Source organism: Pantoea sp. B9002, assembly GCF_013385945.1.
Taxonomy (GTDB): Bacteria; Pseudomonadota; Gammaproteobacteria; order Enterobacterales; family Enterobacteriaceae; genus Pantoea.
Genome location: NZ_JACAPA010000056.1, coordinates 1 through 23,156 on the forward strand (window position 1 = coordinate 1; position 23,156 = coordinate 23,156).

The window sequence follows — 23,156 nt, forward strand, 5'->3', positions numbered from 1 at the left end:
TTTTTGTTGACCGCTACACAATACCTATTCTGACTTCGTGCTATTCCGAGAGGTTCTTGTTCGGAAAGGCTTCAATGAACTTGAACAACTGCCAATGTTGTTAGATAAACTCTTGCTTACAACATCCTTTAATGCCCTCTATTCTGGATTTGCTAAAGAGGTCAAACGGCACATTAAATCAACATTAACTGAATCTTTGAAGTCATGGATTGAAGAAGCTGGAACAACCTTTAGAGCTGATCTTTCATTATTTTTATACTTCATCTGGAAAAATAACGTACAGTTTTCATCCATTGAATTTAATGGGAGCGCTGAGACTACGCCAGGAGCTCCTTTAGTTTCTTTTGAAGATATAAAAAAGTATTTATCTGTATGCGAAAATATTCATTTTGATATTTTAGTTGAAAGATTAGCTACTAGACTCGAACACTTTAATCCCAACAAATTTGTCACGATGTATCTGGTTGATGCAATGGATGGATTCCAGTTTGAAGATTTTTTAGTTAAAATTTTTCAAACTATTGGGTATGACGTCAAAGAAACGAGGAGAACTCAGGACCAAGGGGCTGATCTATTTGTCACTCGGTTTGGTAAAAGCATGGTAATTCAAGCGAAAAATTATTCAGGCTCAGTTGGGAATTCTGCAGTACAACAAGCCATTTCTGCAAAAACGTTTTATGCCTGTGATGAAGCCATGGTTGTAACAAACTCTTATTTCACTAAGTCAGCAAAAGAGCTAGCAGAATCCGCTATGGTTCGCTTGATTGATAGAAATGAATTGCAGAAATACCTTGATGACTACAATCAGAAAATAATCGAGAACTTTCAGTCAAATCCAAACTAATAATAATAATCCTTGTCAAGTTAACTTAATTTAAAAATATTCACCCTGACGATTTCTATGCCAAGGTTAATTTAAAGAAAAAAATTAAAACTCGAACTGATGCATTATTAATGCATCAGTTCGTATGGTTTTCATATTCAACAACTATTTAATTCAGTCGGATCTATGTGCTACAAGTAATAAATCATCCCTGAAAAATCAATAACTCATCACTATATGGCAACATAACCAAGACCAATTCTGCTTACACTAGCACCTATGCGTTGAATATAGTTTAATGCGTATTCGTATCGAAGTTTCGCCACGACCTCTGCCTCTTTTCGCTCGCTTTTCATGCTTTGATCCTTAAATTCGAGCTGTATTTCGAGCAGCGACAAGATTCTGTCTTCAATCATACCTCCACGTTCAGCCACGAAAGCACGCCACTCGACCTTTTGAATGGCCGGACTGCTGGCATCATCTTTAGCCGGACGAATACCAAGCCCGATAATTTTGCCTTGATGTTCTACGTAGCAATATGAACCGCTATTGATATGTTGATTAGTCAGGGTATCCGGACCTGACTCATATAGCTTGACAGCTGTAAAGGGCCGTAAACTCGCATCTCCACCTTTATTAAAAGCGATTATGCTTTGCCCGGGTTGCAAATCACAGGCTGGCGTTGCGCAAACCCACCAACTCTCACCTAATTTGAATATGTGCCCACTGTCCAACTGCTCGGGAGCACTCCTTCCGTCCTCATTTTCTCTAGATGGGAGGCAGCATACATAGCGATTGTATTCGCTGATTGCCCTTTTTTTATCGGCGTCTTTACTCAGGTCAACACTGTAATGCTCCTGATAAGTAAACCCACTCGTTAAATCTGTTTGATAGATCTTTCTGCCATAATCAGCAACGGCGTCTTCCACTAGGAAAGAAAGCATTTCAGACTGGCGTGCAACATGGTTTTTTAAACGGTATGTGCGCAAAAGTTCCGTGTGCTCTGCAGGAAGATCATCACTCCCAGGATTACAGATGGTTTCATAGAATTTTGCATAGGCATGTCTTTGCCTAAGCGAAGTTTCTTCAACCTCTGCGCCAAATCGGCTTATCTCATAGCGAAACTTCGCAGAAATCAGTCTAGAGGGGGTGGGTTTCCAGTCCAGCAACGCCTTTTCTAACTCAGCCATCAAGTTTTCATGCCCTTTTGTAACAAAGCACGCAAATCCTCTCGACGTCCTCAGCCATTTACAAGTTTCTGTATTACGCCAGGCAAGTAATCCCGGAGGATTATCACTAAAATCACCTATATATCTTCTTTCAAATTGTCCGACAGCCCAATAAAAGAAAGTTTTACGTTGAGCTGGTTCTAACGCCAATTCTCCTGCCCATTCGTTTAGTAGAGCGAAAGCACCTTTGCCGGACATAAATTCGCCAAGGGCCTTCATTTGGCCTCCTGCAGGGTGACGCGCAGCGAGGTAGGTGGCCATATCCAGCTTTTCCTCGATAATGCTACGATCAAAGTCCCCACAGTCTTCTTTATCAACAATAAGCGCATCCAAACGGTGGATTTGCTCCTGCAGAGCACCACTATATTGAGACACACAGCTACTTAGAAGTGAGCGCAGACACTCGTGAATTACGTTATCTAAATCTTCACTTGTGTGCACCACAACAAGATTAAAATGCTGATTGTCTAGGACTGATGCAAGAATTTTCCTGGCAGTATCTCCGCCCGTCCCAGCCTCTGCCCCCTCGAGGTTATAATCCAGAATAAGTAGATCTGACTGATGGAGGTGATCAGCAAGCTCTTCAGGGGTCTCACTTCCTGTTTTTCGTTCTGCACGGTTAGCTGACACACCATCATGAATATCGATGATGAGGCCAGGTTTGTGTGCCCGAAATTGCCTGATGAGATGCATAACTTCCGCTGCGGTTGCTGGGTTGTGCCAATTTTTTCCCATCACCACAGATGTCTCTTCGTCATCGTTGGGGGCATTTTCGACTTTTTCAGCGAATATTTCTTCCCATGTGGGATACTGGTCATCAACAATCAAAACCGAACGCAGCGGCAATATAAATGCTTCACTGACCAGATCTTTAAACGTTATTCCTTCAACCAAAGGTAGCCCCCTTGAAATCAATGACGAAATTAGCACCGCTGAGGCGCTTGTACTTACGCTCTGTGGCGTACGCTATTGAATGACCGCCAGCCTGTAAATTTGCACGACAAAGATAAAGGCCTATCCCTCTGCCGCCACTAGATTTACGAGTAAAGAACATTTTAAAAAGATGTTCCTGATCAACGGGATTAATGCCTGGCCCATTATCAGAAATAATAATTCGCTCTTCCTCAACCGAGAGATAAACTTCAGGCTCTTGCGTATGAGAATTAACCATCCAGTAAACGCTGTTATTCACCAGATTTACAAAAACTGCGTAAAGCCGTGAGGCCTGTTCATAGAGTGAAAACTGACGAAATTCTTCTGAGGCATGAATAGTGATAGCTCTGTTACGTATTACAGAGCCAAAAAACGTATTAAGGTAATCTTCAATTTCCTTACCTGATATTAATCGCCTTGTCTTGGTACCTGACACTTTTAGGGGCGAAAGGAAATCTAACTGCTGGCTCAGAGCCTCAAACCCTTCGACAATCAGTTCTGTCCCTGCCACCTGTCCTACCTGCTTAATCTGACGAATACCTTCGTAAATCATACGCTCATTACTGGCGAGTTCATGCCCCAGAATTTCAACAGTGATTCCTAGCTGAGCGACCTGATTGAGCCGGTTTAAATCTTCTCGTAACGCAACATTTTCCGCAGTACCCTGCCGGGCGATGAGCTCAATATTAATATTTTCACTCATGATTTCTAATGCATACAGGTATGACTGGAAGGTCTCTTCATTTTCGTTATCAAGTTTCAGATAAAGAGCTTTCATCCCTTCCAATGCTTCGTCCAGGCCATATCGACCTAGTCTGACGTTTTCAACAAACGGCATAGCATCTTGATGAAACGCTTTATTTCGTGCTTCAAATAGCGCTGCAACGCGGTCGCTTTCTGTGTTCTGGATAGTTTCTATAGACTTACGCCAGGCGCGAAGACGCGCCTGAAGTCGGCTGGCGTGGCTATTAAGCTGCTTTTGTACGATTTCTTCAGGCTTCGCAGGTTTGATGCGTTCAATAGCGGCAGCACGCTTCTCTTCCAACGATCTAATTTTTTCGATGACATCAGCATACATTGCCCTAAATGCACGATAGTCATCTTCGACGGCGCCCAGTTTAGCGGGCGCGCCAGTCAGTCGCAGATCAGTTAGGTTTTCGCTAAATCTAGCAATTAATGACTGGGCATCAACTAAGTCCTGCTCAGTATCAATTTTGATTTCAGAAAGAATATGTTCAGCTTCAATATAAATTTCGTTTAATAGGGGCAAGTTCTTTCGAAGATTAGAACGGAAACGGCTCGAATTTCTGGCTGATAGAGCCTGCCTTTCTTTATCTGCTCTTTCCTTGTCATTTTTTGCCTGCACATCTGGAAGTACTTGATTTCGCAATTCAGATGCTTGCCCAAAAAATTGGTACGCAGAAGTTCGCAGAATATGAATCACAAGTGCACGCAACACCTTTGCACTTCGGTTATCAATAAAACCTTCACGACCAGCTTTATCTTTCAAGTTAGGATTGTGCTCGCGAGATATCGCAACACGGCCTAACATCCTACGAGCGTTCCAGAATTCACGCCCTGTAGAGATACTACGGCGGGTTTCAATTTCGAAGAAATCATTATCGGTCCTTCCGTAAGGAAGAACACGAAGACCATTACGAAAGAGTAAAAAGCCGCCATGTTCAGAGGTTAACCTTTCGAATTTGACCCAATCTTTTTCAGGCAAAGTAGTGTTGCGCTGAACCCTTTCATAAGTAGCAACAACCAGACTGAATGGACCCACAAAGGTTGTTGGGCCAGAGGGCATTTTAAAATCTTTCGGTGGTGAGATAACGTAATCTTTGCCTTCAAAAACCCACTGTCCAAAGGCTTTAATCTGACCTCTAAAGACACCGTCCTCATCAATGTTCCCAGAGAGTATATGTTCCGCTTCTTCCAATACATTGCGATTGAGAACAACACGATCATCTTTAACTACCGGATTAGAGACTGCCCCTGACCAAATCCGAACTTCATATGAAAACTCAGGTGCAAAAGCGTTAACCTCCAGTGCGTCATAATCGACATAGGGGTCGGTGAATGCAGAAAGGGTTGATAGCAGTGCTTCTCTAATTTTCTGGGTGGTGCCGTCAGGTTCAACAGATGGCAACTGGGCACGAAGATCGTAGTTGATATCAGAAACGATTAATGCAGAACCATGTGATGATTTTCCCTGCCAGACAGACCAAGGGTCAAAATGTCTCTTTTCGAAACGAGCATTGACTATGGTGCTAGCGATAACCTTTGAAGGTTTAGGAGAAGCTGGATTATTTTCAAGAACTACTCGGTCGTAGGTTTCCCATGCAAGCCTGAGCCTTTGGGAACGATCGTTGTCTAAATTGTTACCCTTAACATTTTCCAATAGCCGATCAAATAATTGAGGCAAACTAACAAATAGTTGGTCTTGGTCCTTAAACTCGGTTATCGGTACCTCAATATCTGAAAGCACCAAGTAAGGGTTTTCAAAAATCCGCCAGTCGATCAAAGCAGCAACGAAATCTGCATTTTTCCTTTTAGTGACGATAAGAAGAAGCGGGCCAAGGTTTGCTGATGATAAACGTCCGATACCTTTCTGCCCCTGCCGGGTACGCTTCGGCAAACCGTCACGATCATCATCATCCTGCGTATTTATGTCGTATTTCGATGTGCTACCTACGACGAGCCAGCGGTTAACAAATTCCTCAAAGCTCATTCCATGGCCATCATCAAAAACAGCCGCAACTGGTTCTGCATCATCAAAAAGATGCAGGCTCACGTTTCGCGCATAAGCATCATAAGCGTTTTTCCAGAGTTCAGTAATAGCGGTTGGACAGTCAGCAATCTGTTCACGCCCAAGGTGATCGACCGTCCTGGCCTGGGTGCGAAACGCCAGAGTTTGAATCATATATTCTCGGTTTCTCGTTTATCATTATCTGCGAAAGCATCACCGCTTAGATGGACAGTATGGTCTTTCAGTAGATATTGTTTGATATATCGAATGAGGTATGTGCCCATCTTAACCGGTACAGCGTTTCCTATTTGCCGACCTGCTGCCGTAAGCCCACCCGTGAAAATAAAGTTGTCTGGGAACGTTTGAATTCTTGCAGCCTGTCGCAAGGTAATACCATGATGGCTTGTTGGATGAACGAAGCGCCCTTTAGAAGGGTTAATGCATGCTGTCGTCATGGTCGGAGCAGGTAACGCCGGATCGATACGCCCATAGACATCTTTATGCCCATCATGCTTTGCATGACAGGGAAGTATCCTACCCGAATCTTTGCGGCTTCCCCCGTTTGGTGGCGTATTTGAAAAAGCCTTAATCAACTCTGGACCGTGATTCATATGTATATCGTTTTCATCACCATCGGGCGCGGGTCTGAATACACTTTCACAGGCTGCCCACACTTGTAAATCACCCTTCACTTTGTCTTGCGGAGCATGCGTAGGCTTTGGGGGCCAGATGAAGGCATGGGTATCAGCTAAGTCCCTGACACCGAGAATAAATACCCGCTTACGTCTTTGAGGTACGCCGAAGTCTCGGGCATCCAGCACAACAGGTTCATAAACCGTGTATCCCGCTTTAGCTCCTTCACTATAAAAGGCATCCAGATGACTTTTATGGCGTTCCCAAAGTATTCCTGGCACATTTTCCATCAAAAAAACGCGGGGGCGAAATGCTTTAACGAACCGAAAATAAGCCAATACAAGCTCATTTCGTGGATCATCAATTCCTGCATCTAATATTCGATGTGTCGAGAACCCCTGACAAGGGGGGCCGCCCAAAAGGAGATCGCAATTGAGCCCTAACAGGTGCTCCTCATGGACTTTTTCAGGCGCGTAATTCAGTATGCTCTCGTCGAGAACAGTGACGTTCTCAGCACCTTCGTTATTAACAATATTACTTTTATACGTCTTTACAGCATACGGATCGTTTTCAAGTGCCAGTGCAACTGAAAACCCCGCATTAATCGCAGCAAGCGAAAAGCCACCTGCACCCGCAAACAAATCGATGGCAACGGGCTTTTTTATTCGTTGAAAATTATTCATTGTTGGTCTGTCAGCCCATTTGAATTCTAAAAAAAAAACTTAGTCTAATTATGCCATCACTCTCTATCAAAAACACAGTAACCACGTCTACAAGACGTGGCCTTATACTCAGAACTAAAAATAATTGAATGATTTATGAGCAGGCTGTAACTGCTAACTTATCTGCGCCATAACAAAAGCGCTCCAAGCCTGCATCATCGGTCTTCGCTGCTCCAACAAATCTGTTCTATGGTAAGCAGCCTCCACCTTGTTCTCCACCGCATGTGCCAGCGCCCTCTCTGCCAAATCACGTGAATATCCCTGCTCACTACACCAATCACGGAAACTGGAGCGGAAACCATGCGCCGTAGCTACCCTTCCATCACTATCGCTCGGAGCATCCACTTTTCTCAGGAATGAGGTCAAAACCATATCCGATAAAACCACTTGCTTTCGTGGCGATGGGAACACCAGTTCATCATGCAATCCCTTCAATCCTTCCAAAATGCCGATGACTTGCTCCGACAACGGCACTCGATGCATGACACCTGCTTTCATCCTATCCGAAGGGATGGTCCACAGCCGCTTCTTGAAGTCGATCTCCTCCCAACGCATAAACCTCGCTTCACCAGATCGACATGCTGTCAGAATCACGATCAGCAACAGTGCTCTCGTCACGTTATAGCGCTCATCGGTCTGAACATGCTGAGCTATAAAGCCAGGAATTAGCTTCCATGGCATGGCTGGATGATGTTCACTTCGAACACTCTGCTTTGGTAGAAGATGTTCAACTACATCGACAGGATTCGCTGAGCAATGTCCGTGTGCCCAAGCCCATTGCATTACCGCATGCATACGCTGTCTAACTCGGCTTGCTGTACCAGAAATGGTTAGCCAGATTGGCCGCAGCACTTCTGCAATTATCGCTGGTGTGATTTGTTCAATCGAGACCGCACCAATAGACGGAAACGCATAGCGCTCCAATGTCGAGAGCCACTGCTTTTCATGCTTCTTATTGCGCCAACCGGAAAGTTGCTCCTGATGAACCTTACGCGCTGCCTCTTCAAACGTCGGTATTTTGACTTTTTCCGCTTCAATCCTTTTCAGCTCGAGCGGATCAATGCCCGACGCCAATTGCTCACGCATTGATTGAGCCAGTTTCGCTGCCTCAGCAATGCTGATCTCAGGATAAGTGCCCAATCCAGCATTACGGCGTTTATCGGTTACTGGGCTGACATAGCGTAGTACCCATTTGCCATGCCCTTTGGTGGAAGATGCGTGAAGTGTTAAGCCAGTGACGCCGCCATGCGGCAGCGGCTTATCGTCAGGCTTAATATGCCTGGCTTTGGTATCGGTAAGTAATGCCATTTTGATTGCTTCCTGCTCAAGCTGGTATGCCATCCAGTATGCCATTTATAATGCACTTTCACTGGATGTCCTGGAACTGGCCTGGACGGGTTTATTGATAACTCACTGTTATAGTGAGAATTATTGGACAGGTTTGGAACGTCGTGAATGCTAATCAGGCGGCCCCTCTCACCGCCATATTTTGAAAGAGAGTCTGAACTAAGGTTCAGACTTTTTTTTTGCCTGTTTTCCGTCAGACCGCGGATTTTGCTTAATCCTACTCTCTTGCAGATGTGACTACCTCTTGATAACTGGCAATCAGCTGCTTCAGGTGCATTTCCGCTTGTGTTAACTGATTCTGTGTAGCGTCATTGTCCGATTGCTGCAACACCCGCAGTTCCTCTTCCAGTGGCACCGTTCCGTTGAACGCCTGCGTCATATTGTATACCGCTGTTTTCAGTTCGCTCACCGTCAGATATTTGCCGCGTTGCTCGTCAAGTCCGTTCAGGCGCTGCGACAACATGTTGAGCTGCTCCATGCCCTGTTGCCATCCCTGCATTTTATCTGCTGGCATTGCTGCCGCTTTAAGCTGCTTGTTCCAGCGTGCGCTCATCGTTTTAACCGCATCCGAATCAGGCAACAACAGGCTGGCCTGCATCACCAGCGCATTACCTTGCTGCAGATTCCAGTCCGGCGATGCGCCCTGCAGCCAGTTCAATTGCTGCTGTGTTTGATCCAGCCATGCACCATCGTTCAGCCATTCGGGGGGATTCGCGTGGAGCTCAGCAATCATTTCCGGTGTGAGAGGCGCAGCAACTGGTGATACTGAAGCCTGTAATGCCTGCTGCAATGGAGATTCCTGCTCAGTATTTTGCTCAACGAAATAGCCAGCGGCGACGATGAGTGACACGCTCAGCAGCGTCGCGCCCACGCCACTGATAAACGCCCGACGGCGCAGCCGCCGCAAATCGGGTGCAGGTGCCTCCGGAGACGGAACATACACCCAGCCACTGACTTCCGCACTTGCTAACGCCAGTGCGGGCTTCTCAATCGGAACGACTTCAGGCAGCTTGGCCACGGCATCAGGCGTTGAAACATCGCAGTGTTCCAGCATCACCACCGCACTGCGAATGCGGTCCAGCAGCGGATCAATCTGACTAAGCTGACGCAGTTCAAGACGTTGCAGATGATCGCCGGCTTCACTGAGCAAGCGCGCCGCCTGGCTAAGCGCCGTTAAGTCTGCTTGGGTTATTGTTTGAGTACGCAGGAATTGCTGTAACCGACGGCTCAGTCCCGCCAGCAGTTCGATACGTGAATGTGCCGGTTGCGGCCATAACGTCGGCCAATCGCGGGTAATTAACGCCACCAGTACCGCCAGGCCTTCCGTCATACCGGCCGTTCCTGCCGTGTTCGCACGCGATAGCGTGTACCAAACGGCGCTTTGCAGCTCGACGCCGTTTTTTTCGAACAGCGTCAGACAGAGCGCAGAGACATGCGGCCAATCGACATCCGGACGCGCCGGGTGCGTGAGTTTCTGCATTTCCTGGCGCAGCGCGGCATATTCCGCAAGCGCACGCGGATCGCCGCCGGTTTTGACGAAGCGAGATTGAGTTGATGTCATTGCTGTGTTCCGAAAGCCTTAATCAGGCGAAAAAATTAAACAGATGCCCTGGCATCCAGATATTGCTGCTGTTTCATATGGCGGATCATCACGCGCCCTTCCGGCATAAATTCGGTGCCGAAGCGCACCAGTCCGCCCTCTTTGAGTTCAGCATCAATGGCATAGCGCAGCTCGCCGGGCATGCTCTGTTCCAGTAACACCACGTCAATGCGCTTCAGGCGCGGCTCGTATTTCAGCAGCACCTCAGATAGCGTATACAGCAACTGATGCGCGGTGCCGGGCATGCCCTGCAGGATGCGCGTCATATCGGGCAGGCCATAATCGGGGATATGCGACAGCGATCCGGCGCGAGTATTGAGGATGCGCTGCATGTTATCGAGCACCGAGAGGATCACCTGATCCTGCTCCTTCACACGGTCCAGCTCCAGCCCACCCGCGAAGCTGCCTTTCAGCAGCTCATACAGCGAAGGTTGATGGTTGCCGCCACTCATGGTTTTGCCTCGCTGATCAGGCGCAGGCTGTTGCTGCTTAACTCAATCACGCGCGCTTTATCCGGCTCCAAATCGTTGCGCTCCAGCACCAGCCGCCAGCTGTTTTTCGCCATATCCGGCTGCTGGAACAGCGCGACTACCGCGACAAATTTAGCTTCTTTTTCCATCGGCATATTCAGCGACACGTCGCCGCCCGGGGTCAGCACCACATCGCGGTCGGCGAGGAGTTCGGCTCTGAGCACGTCCGCCGCATCGCCGGTCAGTTGCTGATACACCGCGCCGTCAAACGCTTTGCGCTCGCTGAGCTGGAACACGCGCACCATCACCGGCTGCGACAGCGGATTATGCTCGCGGCTGTCGCTATTGAGGCTTTCACGCGCGCTGAAATCCAGATGCAGGGTTTTGATCTGCTTGTAGAAAATCGCGCCAAACGCCGCGAAGGATCCGTCGGTGACTTTCTGCTGCAAACCGCAGCCGCCAAGCAGCAACAGTGCGCTGCACATCAAAATTTTAATCAAAGTGGTAACTGACACGTCGCTGCTCCTCGCAGGGTTTGACCGGGCGCATGCCTGCATAGCAGCCCAGTTCGGTGGTAAAGGTTTGGGGGATGTCGCTGCACGCTTCGTCCGCGCCCAGCACGCCGGTCATGCCGAGCCAGAACGGCGCATCGCCCAGAGCCGGCGGGGCCAGCAGTTGCGTCTCCAGACACAGCCGGATGCGCGCGCGATAGCGCCAGCCGAGATACACCCGCAGCATCACCAGAAAATCCTGATACAGCTGGCCGTCCGGCAGCCAGCGCGTGGCCTCATCCGCGCAGGCGGTTTGCAGTTCAATCAGCAGCTGGCTGTTGGCATCCATCGCTTCATCGCCGAGCGGCGCGTTGCCATCCAGCACGAACTCGCATTCCAGCGGATGACTAACCGGCACCAGACGCAAACAGTGCGGCTGCACGGTCACCGAGGTGTTAGGCGCAAGCAAACGCACCAGCGCGCGAATGCCCTCTTCCGTTCTGCCCGGCTGACGCATGACACCGAGCAGCGCCAGAAAGCGCGAAACCGGCGTGGCGATATGCTTGCCGGTGCCGGGAATGCCCAATCCCACCAGCCCGAGCAGCGACTGCGACGTGCTGTCGCCACCGCCCGCCTCGAAGGTCGCCGGATATGAGTATTTGCGCCAGATGCGATAAAACTGCGTCAGGATGCGGTGGTTAAAAATATCGAGAAAGCCCTGCAGCGCTTCATGCCCTTCATCGCGCTGGGTGATGTCATCGATATAGCTGCCCGGCAGCGGCGAATCCACGCCATACAATCCGAGGAAAGTGGTGCGCACCACCGGCGGCGCAGCGGCATCGGCTTCGTTGTACTCAAACGCCTTCAATTCGCCCGCCGGAAATCCCATGCCGGGATGCGGCAGTAAACGCACCGCGTCGTTCTGCGGCTTGCTGGTGCTGCCGAGCGGCGGCTTGTCTTTATGCTGATGTTCAACCAGTTGACAGAAGCGGTAAAAGTTCAGCCGCGTCAGCTCCTTCTCCAGCCGGGGCGTCAGCCGGAGATGCGGCGATTGTGCTTCTCTTCCCATACGAGGCGCTCTCCGGTCGGTTGCAGGATTAAAATCAGGCGATTAAACAGATGGATATCGGTGTACAGCGCGAAGAAACGGCTGAGCATTTCGCCAAACAAACAGATATCGCCGCTGCCGGCAAAGCCGCTGCTGTCGAGGGTGATTTCAATTTGCACGCCGCGCAGCAGATAGCCCTGCTCAAAGCGCTCGGTCTCTTTGTGGCAGACGTGCAGGATGGCGTCCAGGCGACGGCGATTCATTTCGCTGTGCGTCCAGTCGTACAGCGCCAGCGTGCCGCGCAGCACCTCGGCGTTATCCATCATCCACAGAAAACTCGAACCGAGATGGCTCAGCACGCGCCAGTGAAAGCGATCACGATTGGGCGGATAGCACGGCAGCGTCGGCGCGCACAGGTTACGCACCTGCATCGCCACGTCGGTGCTGCTGACGGCGGTATCCAGCAGCGTGCTCTGCAGCGCGCGACGCGGCAGCTGGCCGTTGGTGCCGGTGACGCTCACCGACAGGCTTTCATTCTCCGGCAGGCTGTGATTATCAAAGGCTTCGCCACCGAGGATCATCCAGGTTTCATGCAGCCCGGACGGCCCGCGCCGCACGCGCGTGTGGAAGTAATGTTCCGGCGCTTCGTGACGCAGCATGCCGCCTTTGTGGCGGAAGCTGCTAAACGGCACGTACGGTAGACCTTTCGAGGAAATCACCGAATCCACCGAGTAGATTTCGGTATGGCCGTCCTGCACGCGCATCGGGCGCAGCATATATTCGGTCTGCAATCCGTTGATCATCAGCGGATCGGATTCCATCGCAAACAGGTTAATCACCGGCACCGCATTGAGGCGCAGATGTTTTTCACTGAACTGAAAATCATGCTCCCAGCGCTCGGCCAGCACCACGTCGAGTTCAAACCACGGCAGCGACGCGGGTAGTGCAATCTGTTCCAGCCCGCGCAGGTTCACCGCCATAAACTTCTCGCGGAAGGCGAAGTATTCCAGCAGCAGCTGATAGCCGCTGAAGCTGCCCTCATCTCCCGGCCACAGCCGATCTTCCTCGCTAAAGCCCTGCGCGCTGAAGTGCCCGTCAAAGCGGCGGCTGTCGGTTTCGCCCGGCAAACGGAGTGCGATGCTGGCGACGTTGAGTGTTAATGCTTCATGCAACGCACAGGCCAGCGGCGCATCGGCATTGAGGTAGAGCGGAATGCGGCTGACGTCGATACGGCTCCAGTCGGCCAGCGCGCCGCCGTTAAAGCGCAGGCGAACAACTGAGCGTCCGGCGGCATCGGTGGTTAATTTTACCGACTCCAGCGCCAGCGGCAGCACCTGTACCTCACGCGTGGTGGTGTAGCGACAGCGCGTGCCTTTTTCACCTAACGGACGTGAGATTACTTCAAAGCCGCGTGCCAGCCGCATCGGCTCTTTCATCTCGCGCCAGTCGGGCGTGAACTCCACCACCGACATCGACGGAATGGTGCGCAGATAGTGCGGCCACAACAGGCTGACCAGACCTTCGGTCAGTTCCGGCAGGTCATCGTCGAGCTTTTCCCGCAGGCGACCGACCATAAAGGCAAAGCCTTCGAACAGCCGTTCAACGTAGGGATCGCGGGCACCGGCTTTGTCCAGATTGAGCATCGCCGCCTGTTCAGGATGGGCGCGGGCGAACTCTTCGCCCGCTTCCTGCAGGTAGCGCATTTCAGCGTCGTAATAACGCAGGGTTAAATCATCCATAATTGCATTATTTTTAAAGTGTGTTAATTAGGTGTTCAGAATTTAAAAATCATTCTGATGCGGAGTTTAAATATTTATAACAGAAGATGGTTCTATCGGGTCGAATGGTGGCTTCAACTTCTTTGATAATGATCGTAGCAGAGCAGACGCCTTGTTCGGATGTAATATTTAACTTGTCATACCTGCATTTTGGGTTGTAATATGACATTATCTGTTTGATTATAAACTGAAACTGACGGCATCATTAATTTTGCAACCTGGAAAATCAATACAATTGCAATTATTAAAAAAACCATTCACATGTAATTTCCGCAAGATGTTATTGAGGCATTAACTCACACATGTAAAATTATTTATCCTTTAGCAAGCTTATATGCATAGCAATCAGCACAGACATGCTAATTATTGAACCTAAGCTTAAGGCATATATTATCATGTCAGTATATTTTAGTATTTCTTCATATAATGGGTAGCAAACCGTTTCACCTAGCGTAGTAAGTGATTCATAAGTTAATAATAAAGAGAGTGTAGGGACTATACTTAGCAAAAATGGAAAAGACAGAATAGAAAAATATATAATAACTCTATTTGAAATCCTCATTACCTAGCCCGCTCACATAAACCTTTCTCTTTCACGTATTTTGTTGCCATCCCAGGCATCCATCCTGATGGTATATCGGCGCAAGTATAATACCCTTTACTCTTCACTTTGCTAATGAAGAAGACTTTAAAAGAAAATCCATAAATAATTAATAATAAAAACCCAGATAGAATTATCATCATGGAGACCTTCTGATGTTTATCACTCATGCGCTGCCCTTTTACGAAAACATAAAGGCCAGACAAGCAGAATCGCAACATTATAAAAGAATATAAAGTTAAAGAAACTACCCCCGTTGAATATGTCAACTCACTGGGAAATGCCAGATACTCTTTTGTTGATAGATAACCGATATAAGAGGCAATCAAGGATAAAACCCACATAATTAAACTCCAGATCTGAAGTATAATACGCTGGAAAAATGAAATGCTTCCCATTAAGAGTCAATCATCATCTGATGTTATTTCAAATGATTTAATGCAAAATGAATTCCTTTGATATGAGACGTTATCTTTATCTTTATAAATATCTATTGCTAATACGCAGCGACTTGAACCAGATAAAATATTTAAAGTTGTATAATTTACTCGCTTAATTTCCGCACCCATCAACCCTCCTAATCGCCACCCGATATTTACTTGGCCATTTTCAAGAAAGTAATCGAAAATGGAAATAGATAGTTCAACCGATTCTCCCTGAGATATTTTTAATGCATGACGGGATTGCTTAATCTCCTCATAGTCTGGTTCAACCCCTTTCTCACTTGTGCCAAAAAAAACAAAAACATCACCAAGTGATTTATTACTAATTACCACTCTGGGTTTCGAGTGATTAAAAAATATTACAATCAAGAGCAAGATAAAAAATATAAATATTGTTTTTTTCATGTTAACCTCATGGGCGTGGGATACGTTCGGGGTTCTTAATGTTCCAGCACCAATGGTCATCCCTTGAATGAGGTAGCTTATTTTCAGCTGTAAATTCGAGAGCATCAAGAATATGTTGAGCGGTTAGTCCGTCAGCAAATCTTCCATACTTATGGTATAAACCAAATCCAATATTCATACTTGTAACGTCATCAACAGTGTCATCCCCTATTGCACCCGGAGTCATATTTTGCTCCCATGTAGATCCTTTCAAAAGCAGCGACTCATCAAATCCAACACTAAGTCCTACATATCCATAATGGATGTTTGACCAAACATCAAAAAAATAATCGTGCATTTTATACTTATGATAATGTGACTTTGAAATATTACCTCTATCCGTTTTTCGTGTAACGGCAACATTTACAAACTTCTTTCTGATTATAGGTTTATGATCCCATATAGAACCCGTTTTAACAGTCTGATACCATATTACTATTGCTGCGGCCAAATTAGGCCTCGGTGGTGGTGACGACTTAACATAAAAAGGGAGTTTATTCCAATCATCTAATTTTTTTCTCAATGTTTCACTATCGATAAAATTGCGAATATTCTCCGCTATATTGCTTCTGACATTTTTTTTAATCTCATTGAGAATATACTCTGCTACTTGTCTAGCTCCATCAGCATGGAAGCAATTATGGTCAACATTATCTTCCTGATGGAGTGCTTCATACGGTTTCTGTAGTTCTATCATGAGTCCATCGAGAGAAGATGATGACTCTGAAGCTTCCCCACCTTTCTCATAAGTATCATGCAGCATCGATGGAATAAACTTCGCCTTACAGGGGCAAGTGCTTTCGCTGTTCAACGTGCCGGCCATACGGCGGCCATGGATGGTGTCGTTAACGATGCCACCGGCAATAAGAAAAGTGCCGGGATGTTTACCGCAAAGAACCCGATCTTTTTCACGCGCAGCCGCCTTGCCAAATATTGTATGGTCAGTTGCGCCCTCAATGATTCGTCCGCCGCAGGTGGTTTTATCCCCCTGAACTAAATAAAAACCTTTTGCCATGTTTCACTCCCTGAATAGTTATTGTGGCTTAACCGCACAACACGGCGGCACGAGCAGGATCGATAATGATCAATCCCGAGAGCAGCGCGTCGATTTCTGGTTGCAGCCGAACTCTGTCGCTCTCGCCCCGGGCGGCTTTCACTCGCAGCAGTTTGAGCCTGCGCGCACGCACTTCGAACATAAAGTCTGGCGACCACTGCGGTAATGTCAGTCCATCTGCCTGGGTATTCAATTCTCCCAGCAAATGCAGCGCAATATCGTTGCGGCCAAACTGTTCGCATACCCGAGCCATTAACAGGCACAACAACCATTGATCGCGCACGCTACTGACACCCGGCCGCAATTGCAGCCAATACAACGCCGCATCCACACCTTCCGCATCCGCTTTTTCCAGTGCTTCAGCTTCCAGTGAAAGCACATCGCTTTCCGGCTGACTGCCGTTAACCATCGTTTCTGGCTCATGATAAGCTCCGCCGCCAGTGACACGCTGAGCGATCCAGTTGAGTGTGACGTCATCAGCAAACGGTGTGCCGTCGGCGAAGGTCAGCGTCTCCAGCCCTGGTAAACGCAGCAGCAGCGCATTGAGATCCTGTTCGATAATGGTCGCCAGAGTGCTTTCTTTATTACTGCGGGTCAGTGCTTCCCACGCATACCATTGCAAATCGAGCCACAGATGATTAGTTGCCTGGCTGAACAGCAAGTCCGTCAGCTCAATCAGTTCAAGCCAGCTTTGTTGCAGATAAAGACGTTTTAAATGTGCGCGGTGCTCGGGTTTTGGTGTCAGCAGGCGCGTATTACCGCCAGCACCTAACGCAGGAAGCTGTGTCATGGTGTCCCAGCGCACACTCTTCATCAGATGATGCGCGGCTAACCATCCGCCTGGTTGTTCGCGCAGATAAGTCGCCAATACTTTGGCCTGCGCTTTGAGATTTTCACCTGAATTAACTGGCTTGAGTGATGACGCATCAATATCGCGTCCGGCATTAAATTCCTCAGCACTGTGCTGTGGAACCATCGCGTCAGCGCCACCGTTTTGGGCCAGCCTGACTTCCAGCGCGTTAATCAGAGGCTGAATTGTCGCACGCTCGTCCTCCTGCAATGCTTCGCTTACCAGCAGCAAGCCACCGCAAATACGTCGGGTACAATCTAAATCGGCTTCCGGCCACAGCGATAAACTGTCCAGCACACGCGCACTGCCCAACCAGGCGAGTGCGGCTTGTCTGCTGCGCGGACGCTGCGGATGGAGTTCAGTGCCGTAGTGCTGCAACGCCGCCGCCAGTAATTCAACGCCTTCAGCCAATCCGGTTTCGCCATCCTGATGCAGCCGCGCCCAGAGATAAAAGGTAATGATGCGAATATCTTTGCTGATGGAATTAAGCAGCGGCTCCGTCAGTGAAGTGATTAACGCAGTATCAATGCCGGAGAGTTTGTTGACCTCTTCACGGATCAACAAAAACTGGTCGTCATAGGCGGGATCTGCACCGCAAGGCGTTTCTGCCGCGATAGGTTGTAACCAGTTTGACCAGTGATTCAGGCGTTGCTGAGCATCAGCCCGCAGCGCAGAAACTTCGGCTCCACACGCGCCGATTAATACATTAATGTCCGCCATTATTCCGTTCCATCCATGTCTGTGGGTATTTCATCCATTGCCGCTTCGCGCGGTGCCATCGATTGCGAGGCGGAAACCGCATCAACACTGAAGATTTCGTCCGGCAGCGTAAATCCACGCAGCCGCAGCAGCGCCAGCGGGCCGTCACTCATCTGCGTCCGCAGCACCCATTGCAGGTTGCGTTTATCCGGTGTGGCAAAGTTCAGCATCCACTGGCTGCGATCCAGCCGCTGGCGCTTACCTTGCTCTAACCAGCGAATAAAGCCCCAGGTTCCGCTGTAATCACCGTAAATCTGCCCTCCGTTGCCCACACCTGTCCAGGTGAGCAGCGTGCCGGGTTTTAAGTTCTCGCCTGGCCAGCGCATCGCCTGCCATTCCGCCATCTGATTGAAATAGCTCAGCGTCTGCCCGTCGATTTTCAACTCGGTTTTCACCACATCAGGTGTCGGACGTCCCTGCAATTCAAAGCTGATGCCCTGCGTGCCGTCGGTGAACAGGATATCCGCCAGTTCACGCAGCTGATTCACCGCTTTAAGGAAGGCCGGGTTAAAGGTTAATCCCTGACTGTGCGCACTGTCCGGCACCCAGCGACTGCCCTCTTTCTGCAGCACACCACCGAGGCGACCGCTAAGGAAACTGTCGATGCGTCCAGCATCTTTTCGAATGAACTCGGCCAACATTGGTAGTGATGCATCACTGTTGCTGGCTGCAAACGGATAGCGTCCGTCAAATGCGGTGCGCCAGTTTTCCACGATCGAACGTTTCCATTGTGCATTGAGGCTGACAGCAGAAGGCTCCAGGATGGTTTCCCACGCCTGGTTCAGCGGCTGGACAAAAAATGTCTGACCAAATCCACTCCACTCTTCGCCCAGACTCGCCGCCATCAGGCTGCCGTACTGCTGCGTATCGGTAAGATCGACGCTTTTGCCCTGGAATACCGTTTGCGCCAGCGTTTGAAGCATTTCCTGCGGGTCTGGCGCAGCCGCAACTTGCTGTAAACGCAGGCGCACGCGAGTTATTCGAGTAAGGAAGGTTTGCAGGCTTAGCGTGCTGTCGGCAGCCATCAACTGAGCGCCGCTGCTTTTACCCATCAGTGCCAGCAGTGGGCCAAAAGTGGCATCCAGCGGGCCTTCAGGTCCTGTGACCTGCTGATCAATTGCCGGTTTCTCTTTCTGGCTAATGAGATCTTTGGCCGAGTTAATCAGCGTATCCGACAGAGCGGCGCGCTTCTGTCCGGTCTGTCCCTGCCAAGCCACCGTGTTCATCAGAGCAATCAGAGGCGACTGACGCACATCGCTGAGCAGCGTTAGTTGATCGGTAACGTCTGCGATATTGTTCGCCGGATTGAGGCGCAGGCTATTGAGGAAATTCAGCCAGCTGGCAGCGAAATCGGCGAAGTAGCGTTGCGTCAGACGCGCCTGTAGTGCTTCCGGGGAAACATCCTGTGAAACCGCACTGCGGCTGTCACTCAGCACCCAGTCAATCTGATCACGCCGCGCACTCGCCGCCTTCTCAATTTCCTGACGTACGCCGCCTTCCCACGCCTGGCGGGTGAACATGCCCGGCACCGTTTCATCGCTGGTAAACAGGCGACGCGGGTCGGTGCCGGGTGCCATATCTTCCAGTGAAACATCAGCATAGTTGCGGCGCACGGCCTGCAGCACGTTCTGATACAGCGTGCTTTCGGCATTGCGCTGACCAATCTGCTGTAGCAACACCTGACGCACCTGCGCCAGTAAAGCCGCATCAGGCTTGATACCCCACGTTGGTTGCTGAGGAAGATTCGCGGCGTAAAAGAACCACAAATCCGGCGACAGACTCTGCCACAACGCCGTAGAAACACCGTTACGCTCCGGCTGCACGGCCTTCATGGTCTGCACAAAGAAATCGGGCTCGGAACGGTTCGGGCGCGACATCATCAGCCAGGCTTTGAGCTGGTCATAACCTGGTTGTGCCAGCGTGGCGCGCAGCGGGCTGGCGGGCGGTAAATCTGCAAGACGCGTCAGCTTAGCTTCCAGTGCCGCGCGGGCCGGATCGCGAATTAAGCGGTTGCCCGCCACGGCATACCACGGTAACAACGCGGCATGCAGTTCCTGCGTGTGGCTCAGCCCAAATCGCTGATACCACGGCGAGCGGTGCGCCAGCCAATATTGCTGCAGGCCAAGATCGTTGCGCAGGCCTTGCAGGGCAATCAGTTGCTGGTCATTAACGGCGGGATTCGTCACTAGCGTCTGTGCTTTTTCCGCAGCACTGACAATCTGATAACGGTTAATGCCAAACGACAGCATCATGCCTGTGCCCCACAGCAGCATTACCCCCATCAGCGTCCACGCCAGCGTCTGTTCCCAGGGCAAACCGGTGCGCCTGCCACGCATTTTGTCTTGGCTGATGCCCTGCCACAATGCGCTATCGCTTAGCGCATGTGGATGCACGCTCGCTGAAGCATGCGCTCGCTCCGGCAAACTGAATACCAGCCCGCGCAACGGCATTTTGCGCTGAGATGCAAACCACGGCGCCAGACGCTGCTGCCATTGCTGGTTTTGATCGGCGAGTTGCTGAGACAGGCGCAGCAACCAGTCATGGTTGCGCTGCTGCGAAATCTGCGTCATGCCCTGCTCGCGCAGCAGCGGGATGAGGTTTTCTATCTGCGTGCGTACGTCTTCGGGAACTGCGCTGGCGCTGAAAGTCAGCCCCGGCGCGTTTTGTTCACGTCCGTCCTGCGACCACGCGCATTCACCAAGCTGCCACAGCCAGATGGGCGCCTGCCAGCGCAATGCAACACTGATTTTTTCCAGCGAACGGCGATATACATCACTCTGCTTTGGCGATAGCGTTTCATCCGATTCCAGCACATGAACAATGCCATCAAGTGGGCGGCTGCGGCGCAATTTGCGTAATGCTGCGAGTATTTCGGCATCTGGCTCGCTGCTCAGGCTGCCACCGTAAATCAGCACGGTTCGATTACCTTCCAGCCATTGCTGGTTCGATAAGCCGGGAGCCAGCGCCTCAACGGCCGCCTCTTCACCTGTCACCAGTAGTACACGAACCTTGCCGCGCCAGAAGAACTGATAGCGGCTGCGCAGATGCTGTTTAAGCTCCTTCAGCATGGCTTGCGCAGGAGACGTCGAGGTCGCGTCTTTCTTCGGTACGGGAACATCATCACCATTGACGCCTTTCAACTGCGCATCAAAGGCTGATTTTCCGGCCTGACGCATCAGCAGAGTACCAACGACAGCGATCAGGAAACAAATCACGGCGAGAGTCAGCGAAGCCGCCATCCTGCGCTGCTGAACTGTGCTTTCGTTCACAAGGCTGATGCTTTCTGGATGTTGCCAGCACACAAACCACGCCAGCAAAGCCAGTGCAGAGAGCAACAGCATGATCAGCCCGAACCAGAACTCGGCTGATTTGGGCATTAATTTTGATAAGAAGCGTTTCAAGTATCCCTCTCGTGCGGCGGCGTAACGGGCGAAACCGCCATGCTCCACATGTCATCCGTTGAAGTGTCCCCGGTAATAATCATCTGGGGACGATGGGTCAGTGTTGCGGCTTGGAATGCAGCCGCTATCGCCAGCCAGGGCGCAGCGGCTCCAGCATGGCCGATTGATATATCCGGGGTAATCACGTTTTCCGTTTCCACGGCTTCAACCGGAAACGCCTTCAAAACGCTGAAAGTGGACAGGTATTGCTCTTCCGTCACGCCAGCGATCCACAGATGCTGCACGAGACCTTCTTCCAGTGGTACGTTGTCTGCCGCCTGTTTTATACATGCGGCGAGATCATTTTCCCTATCCCGATCCGGACGGTGCAGTAGCGCCGCCGGATGCAGTGTCTGTTGTGTCATTCGATTGCCGAGCAACAGTGCCACGCCAGCTTCCGCGCTGTCTTTTACCATTGGCGGATCAATCTGTAGGGCGATACCCAGGAGTAACGCGTCGTCGGTAAATCGTTCATGCAACCACTGGTTAATCACTGAAACACCCTCTCCGGCAATAAATTCAACTGGGTGATTTAATTCGGCTTCGTGAAAGGCATGAGTGATTTCGTTTTTTACTTCTCGGATGCTGACAGAAGAGGAAATATTCAGCGCTATTTTTATTGTCTTATTGGTATCCAGCTTTTCAAGTTGCGGAATAATGGAAGACAGCAGGTGATTAATGGTGTGGCACATTACTTCATACGGCTTATCAAACGCCTGCGAGACAATCTGACTGTGATTCACACCGCCGGTTCCTTTTCTGTCATCCTGTGCTCGTCTGGCTCCGGTATTTGCCATGATCGCTTCCAGCGGCGTGGGATGATACATATCAGGTGAATGACAGGTCAGATATTCCGCCGCCAGAATTTGCAGCGCCCGACGGCTCTTTTGGGTCTCATGAAGTAGCCACCGCTCACGCTGATTATCCTTGCCATTAGCAATAATATTCCCTGCCAGCCAGACAAGCAGATAGCTGCCAAATATTATTAACCAGAGCACCACGCCACCGCCAATAGCCAGCCACCATAATATGTGACTTTCGATTGCCTGCCCTAATAACCGGGTAATCACTGTGCTCAAGACCAGTAGAATAGCCAGCAGGGCCAGCAAGTGCGCGAATTTTATGGGTTTAGGCCGAGATGATATGGGTGGAGGTTTTTTTAGTGAATATCTTTTATTTTTCATATAAGCACTCGGCCATATAAATCATGTGTAAGGTTAAACTTATGGTGAAAAATAACCATCTACAGACTTAAGTAGATGACAAATATGCGAATCAAAGTTTGAATATGACACATGTTTAAATCCCTCCCCTTTAACACTTCCCTTTAAAGGTAAAATTTTTAACTCAACTGAATCCTGATCTTTGTTCACATACATCATCGCATCAAACCCATTATGTATAATATCGTCATTGTATGTGCGAATTATTTTTTTAACTTTAGTCTGTGAAGATGAATCATTAGATAAAGAATCCAAAATAAGTTTATCTGTTAAATCATCGGGAACAAGATCAACGTAGGCGATAGCAATTCCATCTCCTTGCCTTTCATTCCAACAACGTTCGTCAGTAATGTTAGTCGATGTCTGCCGCCTGTAGCTTTTGAAAAACTCCTTTCCTTCTTTATTACCGCTGACAAACACATAGTAGCCTCTTTCACCTGCGTATAACTCAGGAGTTACAAGCATGATTAAAACGAACACTAGTATTTTTTTCATTGAGATCCGCATTGTCTCTTAAGC

The 23,156-nt window shown here is 49.5% G+C and carries 16 protein-coding genes and 1 pseudogene; 1 reads left to right on the forward strand and 16 read right to left on the reverse strand.

Features of this window, described 5'->3' with window-relative positions:
- Nucleotides 1-19 precede the first annotated feature (19 nt).
- Nucleotides 20-844: pseudogene (locus tag HX773_RS23145) on the forward strand (restriction endonuclease); the annotation flags it as partial.
- A gap of 212 nt (nt 845-1,056) precedes the next feature.
- Here HX773_RS23145 and HX773_RS23150 read toward each other — a convergent pair.
- From HX773_RS23150 to HX773_RS23225, 16 genes are all read right to left on the reverse strand, one after another.
- The gene (locus tag HX773_RS23150; RefSeq protein ID WP_176973494.1) at nt 1,057-2,946 is read right to left on the reverse strand and encodes a response regulator receiver domain; all 1,890 of its coding nucleotides are present in this window, start codon (nt 2,944-2,946) and stop codon (nt 1,057-1,059) included.
- The gene (locus HX773_RS23155) at nt 2,939-5,908 is read right to left on the reverse strand and encodes an ATP-binding protein (protein WP_176973495.1); all 2,970 of its coding nucleotides are present in this window, start codon (nt 5,906-5,908) and stop codon (nt 2,939-2,941) included. Before HX773_RS23155 ends, HX773_RS23150 begins: the two co-directional genes overlap by 8 nt.
- On the reverse strand, nt 5,905-7,050 hold the full coding sequence (locus HX773_RS23160) for a DNA cytosine methyltransferase (RefSeq protein WP_176973496.1): 1,146 nt from the start codon (nt 7,048-7,050) through the stop codon (nt 5,905-5,907). The genes HX773_RS23155 and HX773_RS23160 overlap by 4 nt, the downstream gene beginning before the upstream one ends.
- A gap of 153 nt (nt 7,051-7,203) precedes the next feature.
- A complete protein-coding gene (locus tag HX773_RS23165) occupies nt 7,204-8,397 on the reverse strand; it encodes a tyrosine-type recombinase/integrase (RefSeq protein WP_176973512.1) in 1,194 nt (397 codons plus the stop codon).
- A gap of 256 nt (nt 8,398-8,653) precedes the next feature.
- Entirely contained in the window at nt 8,654-9,997 is a 1,344-nt protein-coding gene (locus tag HX773_RS23170) for a VasL domain-containing protein (RefSeq protein ID WP_176973497.1), read from the reverse strand.
- A 35-nt stretch (nt 9,998-10,032) separates the two neighbouring features.
- The gene (tssE, locus tag HX773_RS23175; RefSeq protein ID WP_137386000.1) at nt 10,033-10,488 is read right to left on the reverse strand and encodes a type VI secretion system baseplate subunit TssE; all 456 of its coding nucleotides are present in this window, start codon (nt 10,486-10,488) and stop codon (nt 10,033-10,035) included.
- Complete coding sequence (gene tssJ, locus HX773_RS23180; RefSeq protein ID WP_176973498.1) at nt 10,485-11,021, reverse strand: type VI secretion system lipoprotein TssJ; 537 nt, start codon at nt 11,019-11,021, stop codon at nt 10,485-10,487. Before tssJ ends, tssE begins: the two co-directional genes overlap by 4 nt.
- A complete protein-coding gene (tssG, locus tag HX773_RS23185) occupies nt 10,999-12,066 on the reverse strand; it encodes a type VI secretion system baseplate subunit TssG (RefSeq protein WP_176973499.1) in 1,068 nt (355 codons plus the stop codon). Before tssG ends, tssJ begins: the two co-directional genes overlap by 23 nt.
- Entirely contained in the window at nt 12,030-13,784 is a 1,755-nt protein-coding gene (gene tssF / locus HX773_RS23190) for a type VI secretion system baseplate subunit TssF (RefSeq protein ID WP_176973500.1), read from the reverse strand. The genes tssG and tssF overlap by 37 nt, the downstream gene beginning before the upstream one ends.
- Before the next feature lie 600 nt (nt 13,785-14,384).
- Nucleotides 14,385-14,768, reverse strand: a complete 384-nt coding sequence (locus HX773_RS23195; protein WP_176973501.1) for a DUF1240 domain-containing protein — start codon at nt 14,766-14,768, stop codon at nt 14,385-14,387.
- Nucleotides 14,769-14,828: 60 nt separating this feature from the next.
- A complete protein-coding gene (locus HX773_RS23200) occupies nt 14,829-15,272 on the reverse strand; it encodes a hypothetical protein (protein ID WP_176973502.1) in 444 nt (147 codons plus the stop codon).
- 7 nt (nt 15,273-15,279) lie between these two features.
- Nucleotides 15,280-16,326: a polymorphic toxin type 44 domain-containing protein gene (locus HX773_RS23205; RefSeq protein WP_176973503.1), complete on the reverse strand. Its 1,047-nt coding sequence runs from the start codon at nt 16,324-16,326 to the stop codon at nt 15,280-15,282.
- A 28-nt stretch (nt 16,327-16,354) separates the two neighbouring features.
- A complete protein-coding gene (gene tssA / locus HX773_RS23210) occupies nt 16,355-17,935 on the reverse strand; it encodes a type VI secretion system protein TssA (RefSeq protein WP_176973504.1) in 1,581 nt (526 codons plus the stop codon).
- The gene (locus tag HX773_RS23215; protein ID WP_176973505.1) at nt 17,935-21,351 is read right to left on the reverse strand and encodes an ImcF-related family protein; all 3,417 of its coding nucleotides are present in this window, start codon (nt 21,349-21,351) and stop codon (nt 17,935-17,937) included. The genes tssA and HX773_RS23215 overlap by 1 nt, the downstream gene beginning before the upstream one ends.
- A 20-nt stretch (nt 21,352-21,371) precedes the next feature.
- The gene (locus HX773_RS23220; protein ID WP_176973506.1) at nt 21,372-22,598 is read right to left on the reverse strand and encodes a hypothetical protein; all 1,227 of its coding nucleotides are present in this window, start codon (nt 22,596-22,598) and stop codon (nt 21,372-21,374) included.
- Between the two features lie 39 nt (nt 22,599-22,637).
- Entirely contained in the window at nt 22,638-23,132 is a 495-nt protein-coding gene (locus tag HX773_RS23225) for a hypothetical protein (protein ID WP_176973507.1), read from the reverse strand.
- Between the last annotated feature and the right edge of the window lie 24 nt (nt 23,133-23,156).